Annotated in this window: 17 protein-coding genes and 1 pseudogene; 16 read left to right on the forward strand and 2 right to left on the reverse strand. The window is 34.9% G+C overall.

Annotated features, from left to right (window positions below; all coding sequences use genetic code 11):
* The first annotated feature begins 37 nt into the window (after positions 1 to 37).
* The 5 genes from ABWU65_RS00840 to ABWU65_RS00860 all read left to right on the forward strand — a co-directional run bounded on the left by ABWU65_RS00840 (position 38) and on the right by ABWU65_RS00860 (position 5,156).
* Positions 38 to 862: an ATP-binding protein gene (locus ABWU65_RS00840; protein WP_012482039.1), complete on the forward strand. Its 825-nt coding sequence runs from the start codon at positions 38 to 40 to the stop codon at positions 860 to 862.
* A gap of 16 nt (positions 863 to 878) precedes the next feature.
* Positions 879 to 1,685 (forward strand): AAA family ATPase, encoded by an 807-nt coding sequence (locus ABWU65_RS00845; protein ID WP_353280107.1) that lies wholly within the window; start codon positions 879 to 881, stop codon positions 1,683 to 1,685.
* Between the two features lie 39 nt (positions 1,686 to 1,724).
* Complete coding sequence (locus tag ABWU65_RS00850; protein ID WP_007301871.1) at positions 1,725 to 2,225, forward strand: hypothetical protein; 501 nt, start codon at positions 1,725 to 1,727, stop codon at positions 2,223 to 2,225.
* A 42-nt stretch (positions 2,226 to 2,267) separates the two neighbouring features.
* The gene (locus ABWU65_RS00855) at positions 2,268 to 3,995 is read left to right on the forward strand and encodes an AAA family ATPase (protein ID WP_353280109.1); all 1,728 of its coding nucleotides are present in this window, start codon (positions 2,268 to 2,270) and stop codon (positions 3,993 to 3,995) included.
* A gap of 216 nt (positions 3,996 to 4,211) precedes the next feature.
* Positions 4,212 to 5,156 carry an IS110 family transposase gene (locus ABWU65_RS00860; RefSeq protein ID WP_353279985.1) on the forward strand — a complete coding sequence of 315 codons (945 nt, stop codon included), beginning with the start codon at positions 4,212 to 4,214 and terminating at the stop codon, positions 5,154 to 5,156.
* Positions 5,157 to 5,417: 261 nt separating this feature from the next.
* Here ABWU65_RS00860 and ABWU65_RS00865 read toward each other — a convergent pair whose 3' ends face one another.
* A complete protein-coding gene (locus ABWU65_RS00865) occupies positions 5,418 to 6,554 on the reverse strand; it encodes a hypothetical protein (RefSeq protein ID WP_007303017.1) in 1,137 nt (378 codons plus the stop codon).
* Entirely contained in the window at positions 6,496 to 7,707 is a 1,212-nt protein-coding gene (locus tag ABWU65_RS00870; RefSeq protein ID WP_007301877.1) for a hypothetical protein, read from the reverse strand. Before ABWU65_RS00870 ends, ABWU65_RS00865 begins: the two co-directional genes overlap by 59 nt.
* 140 nt (positions 7,708 to 7,847) lie before the next feature.
* Between ABWU65_RS00870 and ABWU65_RS00875 the strand changes: the two genes are divergently transcribed.
* The 11 genes and pseudogenes from ABWU65_RS00875 (at position 7,848) to ABWU65_RS00925 (ending at position 19,383) form a co-directional block, all read left to right on the forward strand.
* Positions 7,848 to 8,531 (forward strand): hypothetical protein, encoded by a 684-nt coding sequence (locus tag ABWU65_RS00875; RefSeq protein WP_264336571.1) that lies wholly within the window; start codon positions 7,848 to 7,850, stop codon positions 8,529 to 8,531.
* A 6-nt stretch (positions 8,532 to 8,537) separates the two neighbouring features.
* A complete protein-coding gene (locus ABWU65_RS00880; protein ID WP_353279986.1) occupies positions 8,538 to 10,472 on the forward strand; it encodes a DUF4815 domain-containing protein in 1,935 nt (644 codons plus the stop codon).
* 11 nt (positions 10,473 to 10,483) lie between these two features.
* Positions 10,484 to 11,671 carry a hypothetical protein gene (locus ABWU65_RS00885; RefSeq protein WP_353279987.1) on the forward strand — a complete coding sequence of 396 codons (1,188 nt, stop codon included), beginning with the start codon at positions 10,484 to 10,486 and terminating at the stop codon, positions 11,669 to 11,671.
* Positions 11,672 to 11,675: 4 nt separating this feature from the next.
* Positions 11,676 to 11,870, forward strand: coding sequence for a hypothetical protein (locus ABWU65_RS00890; RefSeq protein ID WP_264735741.1), 195 nt, complete (start codon positions 11,676 to 11,678; stop codon positions 11,868 to 11,870).
* Positions 11,867 to 13,288, forward strand: a complete 1,422-nt coding sequence (locus ABWU65_RS00895; RefSeq protein WP_353279988.1) for a hypothetical protein — start codon at positions 11,867 to 11,869, stop codon at positions 13,286 to 13,288. Before ABWU65_RS00890 ends, ABWU65_RS00895 begins: the two co-directional genes overlap by 4 nt.
* Before the next feature lie 6 nt (positions 13,289 to 13,294).
* Positions 13,295 to 13,861, forward strand: a complete 567-nt coding sequence (locus ABWU65_RS00900; RefSeq protein ID WP_353279989.1) for a hypothetical protein — start codon at positions 13,295 to 13,297, stop codon at positions 13,859 to 13,861.
* A gap of 17 nt (positions 13,862 to 13,878) precedes the next feature.
* Positions 13,879 to 15,045: a phage tail sheath subtilisin-like domain-containing protein gene (locus ABWU65_RS00905; protein ID WP_353279990.1), complete on the forward strand. Its 1,167-nt coding sequence runs from the start codon at positions 13,879 to 13,881 to the stop codon at positions 15,043 to 15,045.
* Between the two features lie 15 nt (positions 15,046 to 15,060).
* Positions 15,061 to 15,567 (forward strand): phage major tail tube protein, encoded by a 507-nt coding sequence (locus ABWU65_RS00910; RefSeq protein ID WP_353279991.1) that lies wholly within the window; start codon positions 15,061 to 15,063, stop codon positions 15,565 to 15,567.
* 95 nt (positions 15,568 to 15,662) lie between these two features.
* Positions 15,663 to 16,585 (forward strand): annotated as a pseudogene (locus ABWU65_RS00915) (Rpn family recombination-promoting nuclease/putative transposase).
* 133 nt (positions 16,586 to 16,718) lie between these two features.
* Positions 16,719 to 16,976: a phage tail assembly protein gene (locus tag ABWU65_RS00920; RefSeq protein ID WP_017532593.1), complete on the forward strand. Its 258-nt coding sequence runs from the start codon at positions 16,719 to 16,721 to the stop codon at positions 16,974 to 16,976.
* A gap of 109 nt (positions 16,977 to 17,085) precedes the next feature.
* Entirely contained in the window at positions 17,086 to 19,383 is a 2,298-nt protein-coding gene (locus ABWU65_RS00925) for a phage tail tape measure protein (protein ID WP_353279992.1), read from the forward strand.
* The last annotated feature ends 3 nt before the right edge of the window (positions 19,384 to 19,386 follow it).

The raw sequence follows: 19,386 nt of genomic DNA on the forward strand, positions 1-19,386 counted from the left end.
ATTTTGCGATTACATATTATGAAGGGGTAATAAAACTATGACTTTAAAAATAATAAATAGTGAACAAAGAGTAAAAATGGTAACAGGTGTGAAGATAGTAATCTTCGGACCATATGGAATTGGTAAGACCAGTCTGCTTAAAACTTTGAATGAACCGACACTTTGTCTTGATTTTGAAGCTGGGCTACTTGCTGTTCAAGATTGGCAAGGGGATTCTATAAGTATTCGTACCTGGAATCAAGCTCGCGATATTGCCTGCCTAATTGGTGGACCTAATCCTGCATTAAAATCTGATTCAGCATATAGTCAAAGACACTATGAGCATGTATTCAGTAAGTACAAAGATCTAGAATTCTCTAAATATAGCTGTATTTTTATCGACAGTATTACAGTAGCCTCGCGGTTATGTCTTTTATGGGCAAAAATGCAACCAGAAGCTTTCTCTGACAGAAATGGCAAACAAGACATGAGAGCTGCATACGGGTTACTTGCTCAAGAAATGATGGCTTGGCTCAATCAGTTTCAACATATTCCCAATAAAGATATCATTACAGTTGGTACGTTAGGTCAATATTTAGATGACTTCAATCGCCCAACTTGGCTACCACAATGCGAAGGAGCTAAAACTGCCAGTGAAATACCTGGTATTGTTGATGAAGTAATTAGCATGGTAAGCATCAAGAAGGATGATGGTACAGAGGTACGTTCCTTTGTTTGCCATACTATTAATTCTTGGGGATATCCTGCTAAAGATCGTAGTGGTTGCCTTGATATGGTTGAAGAGCCGCATTTAGGTAAATTACTTACAAAAATCAAAACTAAAACCTTTTCTACTTCTACTCAATTTATGCCACACAACTAACTTTTGGAGGTTACATATGTTACAAGACTTTTTAACTACTGGTCAAAAGATTCCCTTTTTCAGTATGAAAGAATATTTGAATGACCAATCACCTATACCGAAAGACATCGTCTCACCAAGAATTTTAACTCAGAGAAGTTTATTGGTTCTAGGTGGCCCTCCTAAAATAGGTAAAAGTGACTTTTTGATCTCTTGGCTTGTCCATATGGCTGCAGGTGTTTCTTTTCTTGGTATGACTCCAAGTAGACCTTTGAAAATCTTCTACATGCAAACTGAAATTGAATACGAATATATGAAGGAACGTTTGCAATGTCTTCAACTTGATCCAGAACTTTTGGCAATAGCTGCTAATAACCTAATAATTACGCCAAAAGTGCATTTATCATTTTGCCATGAAGAAATAAATTACATAAAAGAAATTGCGAAGGAACGCTTTAAGCCTGATATTTTGGCAGTGGACCCTCTGCGCAACATCTTTAGTAGTGAGTATGGCAATGAAAACGATAATAGCGCTATGCTATTCTTTCTGCAAAAAACTCTTGAAAAACTACGTAATGCTATTAACCCAAATGCTGGAATAATATTAACGCATCACACGAAAAAATTATCCAAGAAAATGCTCGAAGAAGATCCATTTCAGGGCTTAAGTGGTGCTGGATCTCTCAGGGGATTTTACACTACTGGCATGGTGATGGTTGCTTATGATGAGGAAAGTACCAGACGTCAAATAGTACTTGAGCTACGCAATGGTAAACGTGTGCCAAATAAACTTATCGATAAGATCAACGGTAGCTGGCAGCTTCTTGATCAATGGAATAACTGAGCTTTTTTTAAAAATCAATTGATATATAGGGGGCAACTTATGCTGCAAGATTTTTTAACTGATTTCAATAATGCAAAACTACAGAGTAGTTTAATACCTAAAGGTACAATAGTCAAGGTAAAAATGGCAATTAAGCCTGGTGGTTACGAAAATTGGTTCACTAAAAGCTATGATACTGGCAGCATCTATTTAAACGCTGAATTTACCGTCATTGAAGGTCCATACGCAAAATGTAAGATTTACCAAATAATTGGTATTAAAAGTGGCAAATCAGAAGGTAAAGAAGATACTTGGGGAGAATCTGGACGTTCTATGATTCGCAGTATTTTAGAGTCAGCTCGTAATATTCATACAAATGACACATCAGAAAAAGCAGTTCTTGCGCGAAAAATCAACTCAATTGCAGATTTAAACGGCCTGGAGTTCACAGCAAAAGTAGGCATTGAGGCTAATAATACCTATGGAGATAGGAACAGAATTGCTACGGTCATTACTCCTGAACAAGAGAAAAATTCAGACGCTGATTGGATACCATTCTAAATAAATTGCAACTATTTTTATAGTAAATTAATCGGAGGTTACATGGAGTTTTGCATTACTGAATCAAGACAAGAGATAAAAATGTTATTGGCTCACAATATTAAAGAGTGTCTGTCTTACTTATTGCCTGGTGGTAAATTTGGTTATGGGTTCTATTCTGGAAATATTAATAAAGACCACTTGATGGTAGTGGCAGAAGGTAAGCAAACTGGCACTTGGTATAACTGTGATAAGAAAACTAACGGAGATATTATTGAACTCTGGAGCATAATAACCAATAAAACTGATTTTTCTGAGATTACCAGCCTTATAACCAAGTGGCTTAGTGAGCGTATAATAGCAAAATATAGCTACCTTGATAAAAATAATGAGGCTATAGCTTATGTTTATTTGTATAAAAACAATTATAGACATATATGGAATCTAAGAACCTCTAGGAATGGTCTGAAGCCATTATATAACATTCCCGGTATTATTAAGTCTGATGAAGTGATTATAGTTAAAGGTGAAAACCGTGCTGATAGTTTAATAAAGAGAGGTTTTACAGCAACAACTGCAATAGATGATGATATTGAGAAAACGGATTGGTCTATGCTAACAGATAAGCATATAATAATTTGGCCGGAAAAAGATGAACAATATGTTAAAAAAGTAGCAGTGGAACTAGACAATTTAGGTATGTCCTGTGAGAATCCTGAAAGTTTAGGTATATCATCTGAGAACCGTGAAAGTTTAAGTGTATTATCTGAGAAAAAAGCATTTCCTGCTAGTCATTATCTAAATGATAAATCTCCATCACCAGAGGATATAATTTTACCGAGAATTCTTACTCCTGGAGGACTTTTACTACTTGGAGGAGCTCCAAAGGTTGGCAAGACTGATCTACTGCTTTCTTGGTTAGCACATCTGTCAGCGGGACTACCGTTTTTGAGTATGGTTCCAATTAGACCATTAAAGATCTTTTATCTTCAAACTGATCTTGAATATCCCTACATTAAGGAACGGCTACAACAATTGAAATTTGATGATAAATCTCTAGAATTAATATCAAAAAATTTAATTATTACACCAAAAACAAGCTTACTTTTGAATTCTCAAGGAGTAGAAGAAGTAAAAGATATTATAGCAGAGAGACTAGACGTTAAAACAGTTGATATCATTGCTATAGATACACTACGTGGTGTTTTTGATTTCAATCAATATAAAGGAGAAAATAGTAATAGCTCGATGTTTTGTTTTTTAAAAGATAGAGTTGAAAAATTGAGGTCTATAACAAACCCTAGTTGTGGAATCATTTTAACGCACAATACTAACAAGGTATCGAAAAAGTCATTAGTAGAGGAACCATTTCAAAACTTTAGCGGAGCATCGGCTTTAAGAAGTTTTTATACTTCAGGGATAATGATGATCAAGCCAAACGGAGAACAAAATACTCGTCAATTGATATTTGAACTTAGAAATGGTAAATCTATTTTACCTATGCAGATCGAAAAAGTAAATGACAGTTGGCAAACTGTATCAGAAAAACCAACTGTAAAACAACGTCGAAAAAAAAGTTATGACATCATTTTACGGTTAATTAATGAGAGAGCAGCTAAGGGAAAATTTTATACTAAAAGCCAATTTTGCTATTTATTTGAAGATACATTTGGTTTGAAGAGTTGTCATTCCATTCGTAGATATGTTAACGCATTAGTTGCTTCAGGTTATATTAAATTCTATGAAAAAGAAATACCAGAGCGCGTAAAAGTTATGAAAGTTGTAAGTTAAAAATGTGATATAAAAGAGATAAGAGGGAAAGATAACCCTACTCACTATAGGAATAGGGCTATCACGGGCGTGTGCGACCGAATGAAAGTTGGTATTACAACCGTAGCCATCAAGGTAAACTAGCCCCATCTCTCGATACGTTTGAATAGTTGCATGGGACATATGTATGCACCCGTTTACAATCTTAAATTAATTAAACTATCGAGGTTATTTATTATGATTACATCTTATCAAAATTTCATTGGCATTGATATCGGAAAATTTAAAAATGTTGCTGCAGCTTATAACCAAAGGAGAGCTATCAAGTTTGACAATGATGCTACTGGTTGGCAACAGTTGTTTCAAAAATTTTCAGATATCCTACCTAATTCTCTAGTAACTTTAGAAAACACTGGAAAATATGAGCTTGGCTTAGCACATTTTCTTGTTGATAAGAATGTTGCTGTACATCGAGCTAATACTCGTAAAGTAAAAAGTTTTATCATATCACATGGAACTTTAGCAAAGACAGATCAATCAGATGCAAGAGCCCTTGCTCAATATGGTTTTGAACGCTATAGTGCTCTATCTCTATTTGTGCGTATGTCAAAAGAACAAACCGCCTTAGTTGCACTCTGTCAACGTCGTGATGACATTACGCAAATGAGAACTCAAGAGAAATGTAGGCTTGCAGCACCTGAAAACGACTATATAAAGGAAAGTTGCCAAAAAACAATAGACTTTTTTACCAGTCAGATAAATGAGTTCAACGATGCCATACAAAGAATTATTGATAAAAATCCAGAGTTACAAAAGCGTCAAAAAATCTTGAGAACAGTGCCAGGAATAGGTCTCAAGTTATCACAAGTTTTTGTGTGTCTAATGCCAGAACTTGGCCACCTAAACAAAAAAGAAGTTGCAAGTCTTGCTGGAGTTGCTCCACATCCAAAAGAAAGCGGTAAAACTATTGGTTATCGAAGGATAACAGGTGGTAGAAGCAACGTTCGTGCAAAGCTTTTCACAGCTGCTATGGCTGCTGCAAGATCTAAATCTGCACTTGGTGCTTTTTATTCTGATCTTATTGGTAGAGGTAAAAAGAAGATGGTAGCTATAACAGCTCTAATGCGAAAAATCATAGTAATTGCCAATGCAAGACTTAAAGAAGCAATTAATATGAAATAAAAAAAATCTGTATAGAAAATAGGTTAACGAATATGTGCGTCTACACACATTTAAAGCACATATTCGTTAACCATAAAATCTAAGCAGTGCTTGCTGTTTGATATAAATTTCTTTCTGTATAAACTAGGGTTTTTGTTGCCAAAATACATTTTTCAATTGAATAAAAATACAAAATTATCAACAAATGAGACTAAATTCAAAAAATTTTAAAAAACATAGTTGATGGCTGAGCATTTAACGAGGAGAGATATTTAATAACACTCATTTTTTAAGAACAATAGTAAAAGGATTAAGCCTGTAGCCATATTCCTTAGTACCTATCCCTGACCATGGCAGAGTTTGAATAATATCGTCTTTTTTGACATTTAAACCTAAAGTTATAGCCAATTTCTCTGCTATAGTTTTTTGCATTCTATTTATTGGTTTGCGAATTTGTTGTTCAACATCGTGAATGTTTTCTAAGCGATTTGCAATTTCTCCAACGTTTAAAGTTTTGTATTGCTCTGGAGAAATTCCACTTTTAAAGTCATGAAAAAATTGATCTAAGAAAATAAAAAATATTCTTCCAGACTTTGACTGTGTTTCGATAACTCCTATACCATTAACACAAATGTCATTGCCTTTAATATGGAGCTGAAAAGTCTTTTCTGCTGGAGTAGACTTAGTCTGTTGCAATGGAATGTAAGAATAGCAATTGAATGCCTGAAAAGAAACATTAGGTAATAATTCTGGTACTCCTTTTTCTACTGTTTGATGCAATACTTCATTTAAACTTTGATCTTCGCAAATTAGATCTGCTATAGGAACAATGTGTAGATTCAGTGGTGGCTTAAGACTCTCCTTATTAAAAGTTATTAAAGCAGTAGGGGTGGTTTTTAACTTATCCACAGCAGAGTATGAGTTATCAGGACAGCATTCGGGAATAATTAAGCTGATAAGGCTTGTGTCAACAATAACATAATAAACTCCGGTTGCTACTTTATTACAAGTAATCTTTAAACTTGCTAATTGCTTTTCAAACCATTCTATAACTTTCAAATGATTAACTTTTACCTCTAAAGAAAAGTAACGCTGTTTTTTATAAGTATCAGGTAAAATATCACGTTCACAGAGGTCACACATTATTGGGTTATCATAATCTTCATCATAATCGCTGACAATTTCTAATCTATTGTTGCAGAAAGGATTTATTACATGAAAATCAAACTCATCTTCATCATTAGCACAGATTATAAAGTAATATTCTCTTAAATTTACAAACCCAAGACTTGACAGGTATTGTGCAACTTCTAAATAATCTCTGCTAGGTGTATCATAAGAGTCACTCCACCGTAGCAGATTAGTAACTATTTGCCTGTAGAAAGTTGGATTTTGCTTTTGACAGAATGGTAAGTCCATAAGTATTGGAAAACATTAACTTAAAATCTTCACGTTCTTTTTTATCAAGTACGTGTTCTGAATAATTGATCGCTATATAGTCTGTATTGGCATGAAAAGATAGAGTAACTTTTTTGTTTCTAAATATCACCTTTATATGTTGAACAAGACTAATATTGTAGATTATACTGCCAATTGAAGGCTCTAACACCTTTAACCACTTTTCTATGGAATTTGTGTTTAATGTAAAATAAGTGCTTGGTTCAGGTGACGTAAACTTTAATTCAATTAATTTGATGTCTTTTATTAATTCATGTACACAGTCAGTCAAGAATGTACGCACTTGGGCAACTTTATTCTGATTACGTAGATTAATAAATGAGCATTCACGTTGAAAATATCGACTGGCAATGCTGTTTGCTATTTCTAAGCCACGTTTGAGGTTTTTAGTACACAAATTTACCTGATTGCTATTTAAAGAGAAGTCAAGAATAATCCAGTCAGGTTTGTAACCGTGTATTACTTGGTTTGAGCTAAGTACCAGGTCTGAATCACTAGCACGACGTATAAATAAGTAAATGCGGTCTTGGTAGTAAAAAAAACCTTTGAACTTACTTTCAAAGTTGTCATTTGCTAGAGAATCATGTTGAGTTAATATCTCTCGCAGTACCTCTTTCGACAAAAAATCTTTAAATGAGCTCTGTCTTTGTCTTGGAGGATTATTTAAAATAAATGATGAAAAACTTCTTTTTTGAACTTTATTAAAAAGAAAGACGTGCTTCAGCAAGTTATGGTCAATAAGAAAGAGAGTAAATAGTATAGATTTTTTATCATATTTTACATCGCCACTCAATATAGGCTTTGCTATCTCAATTATGGCTGAATCAGACTTCAAACGGCTAAAGTAGCTGATTAAATAATAATTAGGTAAATAATCAAGGTTGCTGTCGATAAGGAATTTACGCTTTTGCTGAACTGACCTATAGTCATAATAAGGACTATTATCAAACAAATGCTGTTGATAATTGAAGTGTTGTTTAAGAATAACATTTAATTGCTTATTATTAAGAGAGTTAATCCAACTTTTGCACAAATCAGGATTTTGAAAACTCAATAGTAACTCAGTAGCAGGAACTTCAAGATCATCTTCCCAGAATTCTTGATTGGCAATCATTGTCCAAAAGAAAAAATATTATGACAACTGTAGTATATTAAACAGTTGCGTCAATACTACCATAAAAAAATAATAAAAAAAAATTGAACAAATTGAAGAGAAAAAGCGATTATATATAATAGGAGGGTTGAAAACAGATAATGTCAATTCTAACGCAATCAGGCAGAGCAGCAATAGCAGCCAGCATAAAAAAGCAATCTATCCATCTTGCTTGGGGAAGTGGTGATGGAAGCTCTGGAAGTAGCCATAAAGTAGAAAAAACTTTCGTTAAGGGTGAAATAAAACTTGATCATCAACCTGTTAAAGATGTGAAGGTTGTTACAGGACAAACAATGCATCAGCCAAGTGTTGACTATACAGTTGATAGCAGTACTGGTGTAATTAAACGTACGGAAAATAGCTCTATTCCAGTAAGTGATAAAGTTACCATAGAGTACATTCAAAGCACACCACCTGAACCTATAAATTCTATAAAGCTCTTGAATGAATTTGGCAGACGTACTGCAGATGAAGTGCTATTCTGCACAGGTGATGAAAACGGCGAACTTATAACTCCTTCTGGAAGGTTTAGGCCTTCTGATGTACCAACCAATAATCTTTTTCTCAAATTCACTTTCGATTTCACGGATGCAGCAAATCGAGTAATCAGAGAGCTAGGGGTTATGGTTGGTACTAAAGTAAAAAAAGAATTACCTGAAGGACAGAGATATTTTGAACCTCAAGATATAGAAGACCATGGGATTTTATTGGTTTTGGAACATACCGTACCACTTATCAGAACATCTGCAACTCGGGAAACTTTTTCATTTGTTGTAACTTTTTGAAACAAAATGACTTTAAACGCCTATTATAACCGCTTTAATCCTGATAAAGAATACGAAAAAAGCTTGTTTCTTGCAGGAAGAGGTCTACAGTCAGCAGAATTAAACGAGACTCAGGAGTATGCTCTCTCTAAGCTTAAAGGCATAGGCGATGCAATATTTCGTGATGGTGATGTTATAACAGGAAGCAATTGTATTATAGATAGAGAAACTGGTAAAGTTACGCTTGAATCAGGAAAAATCTATCTTCGTGGAGCAGTTAGAAAAGTCGAAAAAGAAGAATTTACTATTCCACTGAGTACTATAGTTCGCATAGGTGTTTATTATGTAGAATCTACCATTACAGAACTTGAGGATGAAAACCTTCGTGATCCTGCAATTGGTACAAGAAATTATCAGGAAGTAGGAGCAGCAAGGCTTAAAGTTTCCACCATTTGGGGATACCAAGTAGAAAGTGTTACTGTTAACTCTACAAATGGCGAATTTTACCCAATTTACAATATTGAAAATGGAGTATTAATAGAACATTCACCTCCACCACAAGCAAATATAGTAACTACCGCTCTTGCTCGTTATGACAAAGAGGCAAATGGTTCCTACGTCGTAAATGGTCTTGAAGTAATGTTCCTGCAAAAGGAAGAGGGAGAAGGAGGAAAAAAAATATTTGTGATTAATGAGGGCAAAGCTCATGTTGATGGCTATGAGATTGAACTTCCTCACAGTATTCGTGTTTCTTTTGATGAAGATCCGGATATAAAATCAGTTGAATCAGAACCACATACTTTTCAGCCAAATAGCCAAAGAGTAATGGAACTGAAGGTTAATGATTTTCCAATAAGTGAAATTAAAAAAGTAGATATCACTGTTCAGAAAACTATTACTGTTACTCACGGTTCATATTCAGGAGCTGTTGATCCAATACCTGACTCTGCAGTACTTGAGATTATTCAAGTTAAACAAGGCAATGTTATTTATGAAAATAGTATAGACTATAAGTTAAATGCAGGAAACGTCGATTGGTCATTACCTGGCAAAGAACCAGCTCCTGGGAGTAGTTACCTAATAACCTATCGCTGCCGCACTCATGTAAGCCCTGAAGATATAAATGAAAAGGGATGTAAAGTGAAAGGAGCAGTTGATAATAGCTTGGTTCTGGTTGATTACACCTGGAAAATGCCCCGCTTTGATTTAATTACTATCGATAGCAAAGGGGTGGTAAGAAGAATAAAAGGAATTTCCCACTCTTGGCGACCATCGATGCCTAAAGCGCCTAGCGGACAACTTTTGCTCTGCTACATTCATCAGACATGGAAAAACGGAGAAAAAGAAGGGGTAAAAATAGTGAATAATGCTATTCATGCTGTACCGATGAATGAGCTTGAAGCAATGAAAAAAGGAATAAATGATCTTTATGCGCTGGTTGCAGAGGAACGTCTACGCAATGATGCAAATTCAAGAGAACCTACCACCAAAAAAGGAGTATTTGTTGATTCATTCTTTGATGATGATATGCGTGATCAAGGAATTTCGCAGTCTGCAGCAATAGTAAATAGAGAGCTAGTTCTGCCAATAGATGTAGAAGTTGCAGATATTGAAAAAGGTGGGGAAAGATATCTTTTGCCGTATGAACTTGAACCGGTACTGGAGCAGCTTTCACAGACCAAAGGAGAAAAGATCAATCCATATCAAGCTTTTGATCCAGTTCCGGCACAAATTACTCTAAATAAAAACATTGACCACTGGACAGAGGTTACCACGAATTGGAAAAGTCCAGTAACAAGAGTATTTAATGTTAAAGAAACGACAGAGCTGCTGTCAAGTACTTCATACGAAACTGAATTTATGAGAGAAGCAGTACAGAATTTTGAAATTGAAGGTTTTGAGCCAGATGAAAAGCTTAAGGAAATAAAATTTGATGGCATTTCTATTATACCTATGGCATAGAGGAAAAAAAAGTGGAAAAAAGAGCTAACAACCAGGGAAAATTAAAGGGAAAGGTGAAAGTACCAGCAAACATTCCAGCAGGTACTAAATTAGTACAGTTTTATGGGGATAAAGGAAGCTATGGAGAGGCAACTTATACTGGTAAAAAAACTATTACTATAGAAGAAAGAAGAAGAGTGATCGCAGCAAGAAGAGTTGATCCTTTAGCGCAAACATTTACTTTAAATGAGAGCAGACACATAGGAGGTCTAGAGTTATGGTTTGTAAATAACGGCAAAAAACGTGTTGTTGTGCAGATTAGAGAAACAGCAGTGGGCATGCCCTCGCAGACTGTCATTGCTGAAAGTTATATTGAGCCAAAAGATATAAAGATAGATGGCACAGCAACACGTATTACTTGGTCACCAGTGTTTTGCCATGCAGGACAAGAATATGCAATAGTTTTACTTACCGATGATTCAGAGACAACAGTCAAAATAGCAGAACTTGGCAAATATGATGCAGTAAATAGCCGTTGGGTAACAAGTCAGCCATATCAAGTAGGAGTATTACTGTCATCTAGCAATGCAAGCACCTGGACTCCACATCAAAATTTAGATTTAACGTTTCGACTACTAGCTGCAAAATTTAGTGAAGTTTCTCATGTTGTTGACCTGGGCAAAGTTACTGTAAATAATGTATCAGATTTAATTGTTTTGACGAACGTCGAAAAAGTAGCATTTGATACCAATGTAGAATTTATCTTAACAGATGAAGAGGGAAGAGAAAACTTTTTGTCTGATAATTTACCGCTCGCACTGCGTGAAAGATTATCTGGAGAGCTAACAGTAAAGGCAAATTTAAAAGGGTCAAAAGAAAAAAGTCCAGTGCTATATCCTGGGTTACAGCTAGTTATAGGTAATATAGGGGAAAAAGGAGATTATGTTACAAGAAGCATTACAGCAGGAGCTAACACCAAGATCACCATAACATATGATGCGCTAATACCTGGCACTGCAGATGTAAAAGCATATGTGCAAAAAAATGTGGATTGGCAATTAGTAAATTTAACATCAGGAAAACCAATTGGAGAAAATTGGGTAGAGAGAGTACACATACTGACAAACTTTAATGGCAATGAGACAAGGATAAAATTGGTTTTAAGTGGAACAGTTGTCTATCGTCCTAAAGTCAAAAATTTGCGAGTGATTATTACTTGAATCAATGCCAAATGACCAAAGCAAACGAGGATATACACTACCACATCCAGAAAATATTGCAGTGGAAGATGTAGTACGTATTCGCAGAGCTATAGAAAAAATAGATGAAGATATTACCGAAAGAGAAGATGAGCATAATCAACTTAAGAGTAATTTTGAGCGGTTTAATTTTGAGACTTTTTTAAATTTTTGGGAATGAAAGAAGCAATATACCAAAGGATAAAGGATTTAGCAGCAAATAGCACACCTGATCAACTGGCATATCTTGCAAAATCGCTGGAATTGATAGCAGATAAAAAAGCTATTGCTGACATTGTGCAGATGACTGAGGTAAAAGAGATAATTGATGCACTACAAAAAAGACTTAAGGATTTAGTAGCAAACAGTACACCAGATCAATTAGCATATCTTGCTAAAGCATTGGAATCAATAGTCGACAAAAGTGCAGTTTCTGAAATTGTACAGATGACTGATGGTAAGCTAAAAGAACTTCTTGATAGTGCAAAAAAACACTTAACTGATCTGGATAATAAAAAAGCTAGTTCTTTAGCAGTGATCTCTGAATCAGAGAAGCAGTTATTAAAGAGAATTGATGAAAAAGGAACAACAAATTTATCGCTACTTGATACGAGAAAGAATGCCAATATTGCAGCAATAAATAGCATTAGTAATAGTCATAAAGATGGTCTTAAAGGTTTAGTAGAAGATTTTCGTGCTGTTAATAATGTACCATCTGGCTCATCAATTATAGGAGAAATAGAAACTCGAATTGAAAACATCTCTAATGAGGTAAAAACTCGGGATGAACAGTTAAAAGCGTCTCTTATAAATGAAATAAGAAAGCGCAACATGGTTGAACCAGGGTCATTACCTTTCTTATTTGGTGTACTTGGCAGAAAAAATAATTATTTTGGCCACGGAACTTTTACGACAGAGCTTGGAAAGTGGAGTAGTGATATAACAAAAACTGACTATATGTTACAACTACTAGCAGGTAGCCATACGTACAATACAGATTACGTTAGTTTTTATCGGCCAAGACAACTAAGTTTTATAGAGGGAAGTAAAGGAACATTTATTTACGGAGAGTTATGCACAAAAAGTTTTTCAGGTAGTTATGATGAGATATACTATTACCCGTATGCTGCACTTGGAGTAGTATTTGTAAAAAATACAACCAATGTGAACATAAATAAGACAATGGAATTTGTTGGATCATCGTACTCGAGTACAGAGTATGGGGGAGCAGGATTATTTGTGGGAACTCCTGATAACACTAATTCTAATAAATCAAGTATTTCAAAAATAGTATGGAAAAATGTTTACCAATACACGAGTTCTGATAGCAAGTTAGCCGGATCTGGTAATGTGGAGATTCCAGCAGGAAAAACAGTTGCAATATTACTTTACACATCATCTTATCTGTATTCCAGAACACAAGTTAGTCAAGGTATGCTTGCATCAAATTATGTACACAACTATGGTCAATTTATTCAGTGGGGGATTTATAACATACGTAGCAATGTTCTAACTACAGGACTTGAAGTAGATGTGGAGAGAACGCTAAAAGCTTGGCAATGTCCAGGATTATCTAACACGTATGAGATTTGGAGGTAACAAACAATGTCTATCTACATTAGATTTGAAAATGATAAACAAGTAGAAACAACAACACTTGAAAGCAAGCCAACTGAAAATGATTGGTATGAAGCACCAGAAGATTTTGATTGGCAAAAAAGCTATTGTTTAACAGAAGGAGGAAAAATTGCTCAGCGTACTAAAGAAGATATACAAAAGGAGTTACTGGATAATGCGAAGCTTTGTGCATTTGATAGTATGCGTTTCTATTATGATAATCATACTCACCAATATGCAGGTCATTCTCACCAAAAAGCTAAATCTTATGAGATTCAAGCGGAAGCCGCAAAAAGCATTCTAGCAGCACCAGAATCTATAGATGAAAAGGATACAGAAATTATAGAACCATTAGCAAAAGTCCGTGGTATTACAGTTATTGAAATGGCAAGAATAATTGAGGAAAAAGTGAAAAAAGCAGTAAAAGCAATAATTAAATGTGAAGAGCTTGAAGATTTAGCCAAGAAGAAAATTAAGGAAGTCAGGGATAAAGAAGAGTTGCAGAGTTTACTCAACGATTTTAAGCAAAAAATGCAAAAGGTTTTAGAAAGCTAAAGGGGAAAAAGCAAAAAATGACAGAACAATTTTTACATGGGGTAAATGTTATCGAGGTTACCTCAGGAGCGAGGACAGTACGAACAGCTAAATCATCGGTAATTGGAGTAATTGGTACTGCACCTGATGCTGACGGGCAAAAGTTTCCACTAAATAAACCAGTACTGATAGCAGGAAGCTTAAAAGAAGCGGTAAAACTTGGCAAAAAGGGGACTCTTTTTTCAGCAGTAAATGGAGTATTTTCCCAAATTGGTGCAACAGTAGTAGTTATTCGAGTTGAAGAAAGTGATCCAAAATTAAAAGAAGAAGAGACGCTGAAGAATATAATTGGTAGAGTTGACGAAGAAACTGGAGAATATCAGGGAATTGAGGCATTTCTCAGCAGTGAAAGCATAGTTCATGTTGCGCCAAGAATACTCATTGCGCCTCAATTTACTCACCAACTACCAGAAGATGGCAAAAATCCAGTGGTTGCAGCATTAATTTCTATAGCAGAAAAATTAAGAGCTATAATAGTAGCAGATGGTCCAAATACCAATGATGAAGAAGCAATCAAGTGGAGAAAAAGTGTAGGCAGCTCAAGAGTTTACGTAGTTGATCCATGGGTGAAGGTACTTATTGAAGAAGAAATCTTGCCAGCAAGCCCATTTGTAGCTGGTTTAATAGCAAAAGTAGATAGCGAACAAGGATTTTGGCACTCACCTTCAAATAAAGAGATAAATGGTATTATTGGAACAAGCAGGCCTATTGATTTTACGCTCGGTAATACAAATTGCAGAGCAAACCACTTAAATGAAAATGAAGTAACAACGATAATTCATCAAAATGGCTACAGGCTTTGGGGAAATAGAACATGTTCAAATGACTCAAAATGGGCTTTTTTGTCAGTGAGAAGGACTGCAGATTTAATCAATGATAGTTTACTTCGAGCTCATTTATGGGCAGTTGATCGCAATATCACCAAAACTTATATAGATGATGTAATTGAGGGGGTGAATTCTTATTTGGCCAATTTAAAAGTACAAGGAGCGATTATTAGCGGAAAATGTTACGCAACTCCAGAGCTCAATACACCGGCAAACATTGCAAGCGGGAAAGTGTATTTTGACTTCGAGTTTACACCACCATATCCGGCAGAACAGATTACTTTCAGGTCACATCTTGTGAGTGGTACAATATTATAAAAATGGGAGAAAGAGATGTTACCGAAGATTTTAAAGAATTTTAATGTATTCGTAGATGGTCGGGGTTATGCAGGAAAAATAGATGAAATAACCTTACCGAAGCTTACCATAAAAACTGAAGAATATAGAGCTGGTGGTATGGATATTCCAATAAATATTGACATGGGCATGGAAAAGCTTGAAGCAGATTTTACTTTTGCAGAATATGATTCAGAACTTTTTAGACTTTTTGGTTTGATAGATGGAAATTCAGTAGCTTTGACGCTAAGGGGCGGATTACAAGGCAGTGGCAGCAATGAGGTTGAAGGAGTAATTATCAACCTTAGAGGCATATTCAAAGAATTTGACTTTGGTAGCTGGAAACCTGCTGAAAAAGCAACGCTGAAGTGTACTGTAGCTGCTCATTACTATAAACTTACTATAGGTGGTAATGAACTGATAGAGATCGATGCTGAAAATATGATAAGAAAGATAAACGGTGTTGATCAAATGGCCTTGCTGCAAACGATTTTAGGGATTTAATGGAATAGATGGATGCCTTTTCATATAACCACTTTTTTATTGAAAAATTACTGATAATACTGTATAATTATTAATGTTTTTTAAGCATTTGTGCTATGGCTTTATCTAAATTTCTCGACCCTAAAAATGATATAGCATTTCGCCGTATCTTTGGTACTGAAAAGAATAAAGACATCCTCATTCACTTCCTCAATGATATTTTGAGCTTTACTGGCAAAAATGCAATACAGGATATAGAGTTTTTAAGTACTATTCAAGATCCTGAAATTGCCGCTAAAAAACAAAGTATTGTTGATGTGCTATGTAAAGATTCAACAGGAGTACAATGGATAATTGAGATGCAGGTTGCTAAAACCAAAGGCTTTGAAAAACGTGCCCAATATTACGCTGCTAAAGCCTATTCAAGACAAGCAGATAAAGGTGATCAATACCATGACCTTAAGGAAATTATCTTTATTGCTATAGCAGATTGTATACTGTTTCCTGATAAGTCCGAGTATAAATCAAAGCACACTATTCGCGATGAAGATACTAATGAACATGATCTAAAAGATTTTTATTTTGTATTTATTGAATTGCCTAAATTTTCCAAAACTAAAGAAGATCAGCTTTCAAATATAGTTGAGAAGTGGGTGTATTTTTTTAAGTACGCTGATGAAACAAGTGAAGAAGAATTGGAAAGAATAACAGGAAGTGACGTAATAATCAAAAAAGCGTACGAAGAGCTAAACAGGTTTAACTGGTCAGAAAAAGAGTTTATAGCATATGAACAGGAGACCAAGCGTATTCGTGATGAACAGGCTGTCCTTGCTCAAAAACTTGATGATGCCAAAAAGAAGGAAAGATTGAAGGAAAGATTGAAGGAAAGATTGAAGGAAAGATTGAAGGAAAGATTGAAGGAAAGATTGAAGTTGCAAAAGCGATGTTGACTAATAATGTTGATATTAGCACTATTGTCAAGTGTACAGGTCTTTCTGTCGATGAAGTTCAAGAATTAATTCAAGTTGAGGAAAAATAAACCCTACTATCATCTTTATATTGAGAAATTTAGTATGAAGGATCGTTAATCAAACACAAAAACTATAGTAAAAAAAATTAGTTATGTAAAAGCCGATATAGACTTTTATTTAATTAACTTTTTAAGGAGGAACATGCAAGCTATAACACTTAATAACCCAATAACAGTTGATGGAATTTCTGTTTCAGAACTTACCATTAGACGTCCAAAAGTTAGAGACTATTTGGCAATAGAACGCATTAATGGTAGTGACCTAAATAAGGAAGTGACTTTGACTGCCAACCTGACATCAGTTGCAAAAGAAGCAATTGAAGAGTTAGATATTGCTGATTATGTGAAAATTCAAGAGGTATTAAAGGATTTTTTTTCACCAATTATTCAAAAGACTTGAGATTAGAAGTACTCGTGCTTAGCTCTATCATAGGTGGTGGAGTTGAGCACATTCTTGATATGGAATTTAACGAATTTATCTTATGGGAAGAAACAGCAAAGAGGTCTAAATGTCAACGTTATCTATAAAAATCGGAGCAGTCTTAGATGGCAGTTTTAATACTGTAATAAAAGGAAGTAGCAGTCAACTTACTCGTCTTGGTGAGAATATAAGAAAGCTTGATTCATCTTTAAAGTCAGTATCAAAGTTTAAACAGTTAGGTCATGATGTTTTGACCAGCAGGAGGTCGTGGAAGGGCTTTGAAGATCAAGTAAAATCTTTAGCTAAACAAATGAAAGCAATAGAGAAACCAAGCAAAACTTTAAAAGCAGAGTTTGACAAGGCCAAAACCTCCGCAACAAAAGCAAAAGAAGCATACTTAAAAAAGAGAGATGCTTTACATTCATTTAATGAAGAAGTAAGAAAAAGTGGAAGAAATATTAAGTCATTAGTAAGTGATCAATATAAACTTGGTTCTTCTATTGAAGTGCTAAAAGGTAAGTATGGTAAGCTTGGGTCTGCAATACGTAGTCACCAAAGTTTTTTAGCAAGTAAAGCACATTTTAAGTCACAAATTATAGAGACTATTGGGCTAGGTCTTTCGCTTGCAGCTCCAGTTAAAGTTGCGATTGATTTTGAATCGGCTATGGCTGATGTTAAGAAGGTAGTAAAGTTTGATAATAAAAAAGATGAAGTAACTAAATTTGCTGAAGGGTTAAAGGAAATGTCAAGAACAATACCATTATCAGCCGCAGAATTAGCACAAATAGCTGCAAGCGGTGGTCAACTTGGTATCAAGAAAGAAGATCTTTTTAAGTTTACAGAAACAGTAGCAAAAATGTCTACAGCATTTGATATGTCTGCAGAGCAAGCAGGTGATTCCATAGCTAAACTTTCTAACGTTTATGGAATTGATGTTAGTGAAATGGAGCATGTTGGTAATGTAATCAACCACTTATCAGATAACACTGCTGCTAAAGCAAAAGATATGGTTGAAGCTCTAGCAATAGTTGGTGGTACTGCAAAGCAGTTTGGATTAAAGTTTGAACAAACAAGCAGCTTAGTAAATGCTTTTATTAGTTTAGGTAAACAACCAGCAAAAGCTGCAACTGCTATAAATGCACTGCTTAGCAAACTTCAAACTGCTGAAGGTCAAGGAAAAGAATTCAAAGCAGCACTAGAAGAAATGGGCATAACCGCGGAAGAAATGGTACAAAGGATCAGTGAAAGCGGAGAAGAAGCACTACTTCACTTTTTTCAAACTCTAAAGAAAATGGATAATCAGGAACGTTCTACAATCCTGATGAAACTTTTCGGTCAGGAATATCAAGATGATATTGCATTATTAGCTGGAAGTTTTAATAAGTATGAGGATGCAATAAAGTTACTGGCTAATACAGAAAAGTACGGAAGCTCTCTGCAAGAAGAATTCAAAAATCGTGCAGACACTACAGCTAATAAATTACAATTACTTAAAAATGCAATAGTTGAAGCTGGCATGAATCTAGGGTCAGTAATGTTACCTACCTTGAATTATGTAGCTGGAAGTTTGAAAACAATAACAGAGCATATAGCTTCTTTTGCAGAAAAATATCCAACTTTAACCACGACGATCATGGGTACTGTAGCAGCTTTGATAAGTTTAAAAATTGCAGCAGTAGGACTAGGATACGGATTTACATTGCTAGGAAGTACGATTTTTGGTCTGAAAGCAAACCTACTTGGAGTATTTTCATTTTTATCAGCTACAGTTTTTCCTGCAGTAGTAACAGGACTAAGAGCAATAACGCTTGCTGTAATGAGTAATCCTATAGGGCTTTTAATTGCTGGACTTGTTACTGGCGCAGCTCTTGTTATCACTAACTGGCAAAAGGTGAAAGACTTTTTCTCTAGCTTTTGGAAATCGATAATAAAACCCATAGAAGAAGCTTTTTCATGGATAGGGGAAAGTGTATTTGGAAAAGTATTAGGGAATAGCCCACTGAAAGAGTTTGAAAAAAGAAAAACTGAAGTAAAAGCAGTACATAGTCCCCTAAAGAGTAATATTCTCAACAGTGGAAATCCTTTGCTAAGTAACAGTATAATTAAAGAATTTTCCAAGAGAAATCAGAATAATTTCAGAATCAAAAGCCTTATTGAGGAGAAAAAGTTTACAGAGAGCGATAATGATAAGATATTTGCAGATTTTGGAAGGAGTAAATTTGAAAATAAAGAACAAAATAAAACTCAGAACATCACTAATAATTACACTATCAGCATTAAAGCAGAGCCAAATCAAGATGTTCGTAGTCTTGCAGATGAAGTAATAAAAAGGATAAGAGAAAAATCACGTGATGTTTTATTTGATACAGTAGAGACGTTTTATTGATCA

Source organism: Wolbachia endosymbiont (group B) of Silvanus unidentatus, from assembly GCF_964028615.1.
In the GTDB taxonomy this organism is placed as follows: Bacteria; Pseudomonadota; Alphaproteobacteria; order Rickettsiales; family Anaplasmataceae; genus Wolbachia.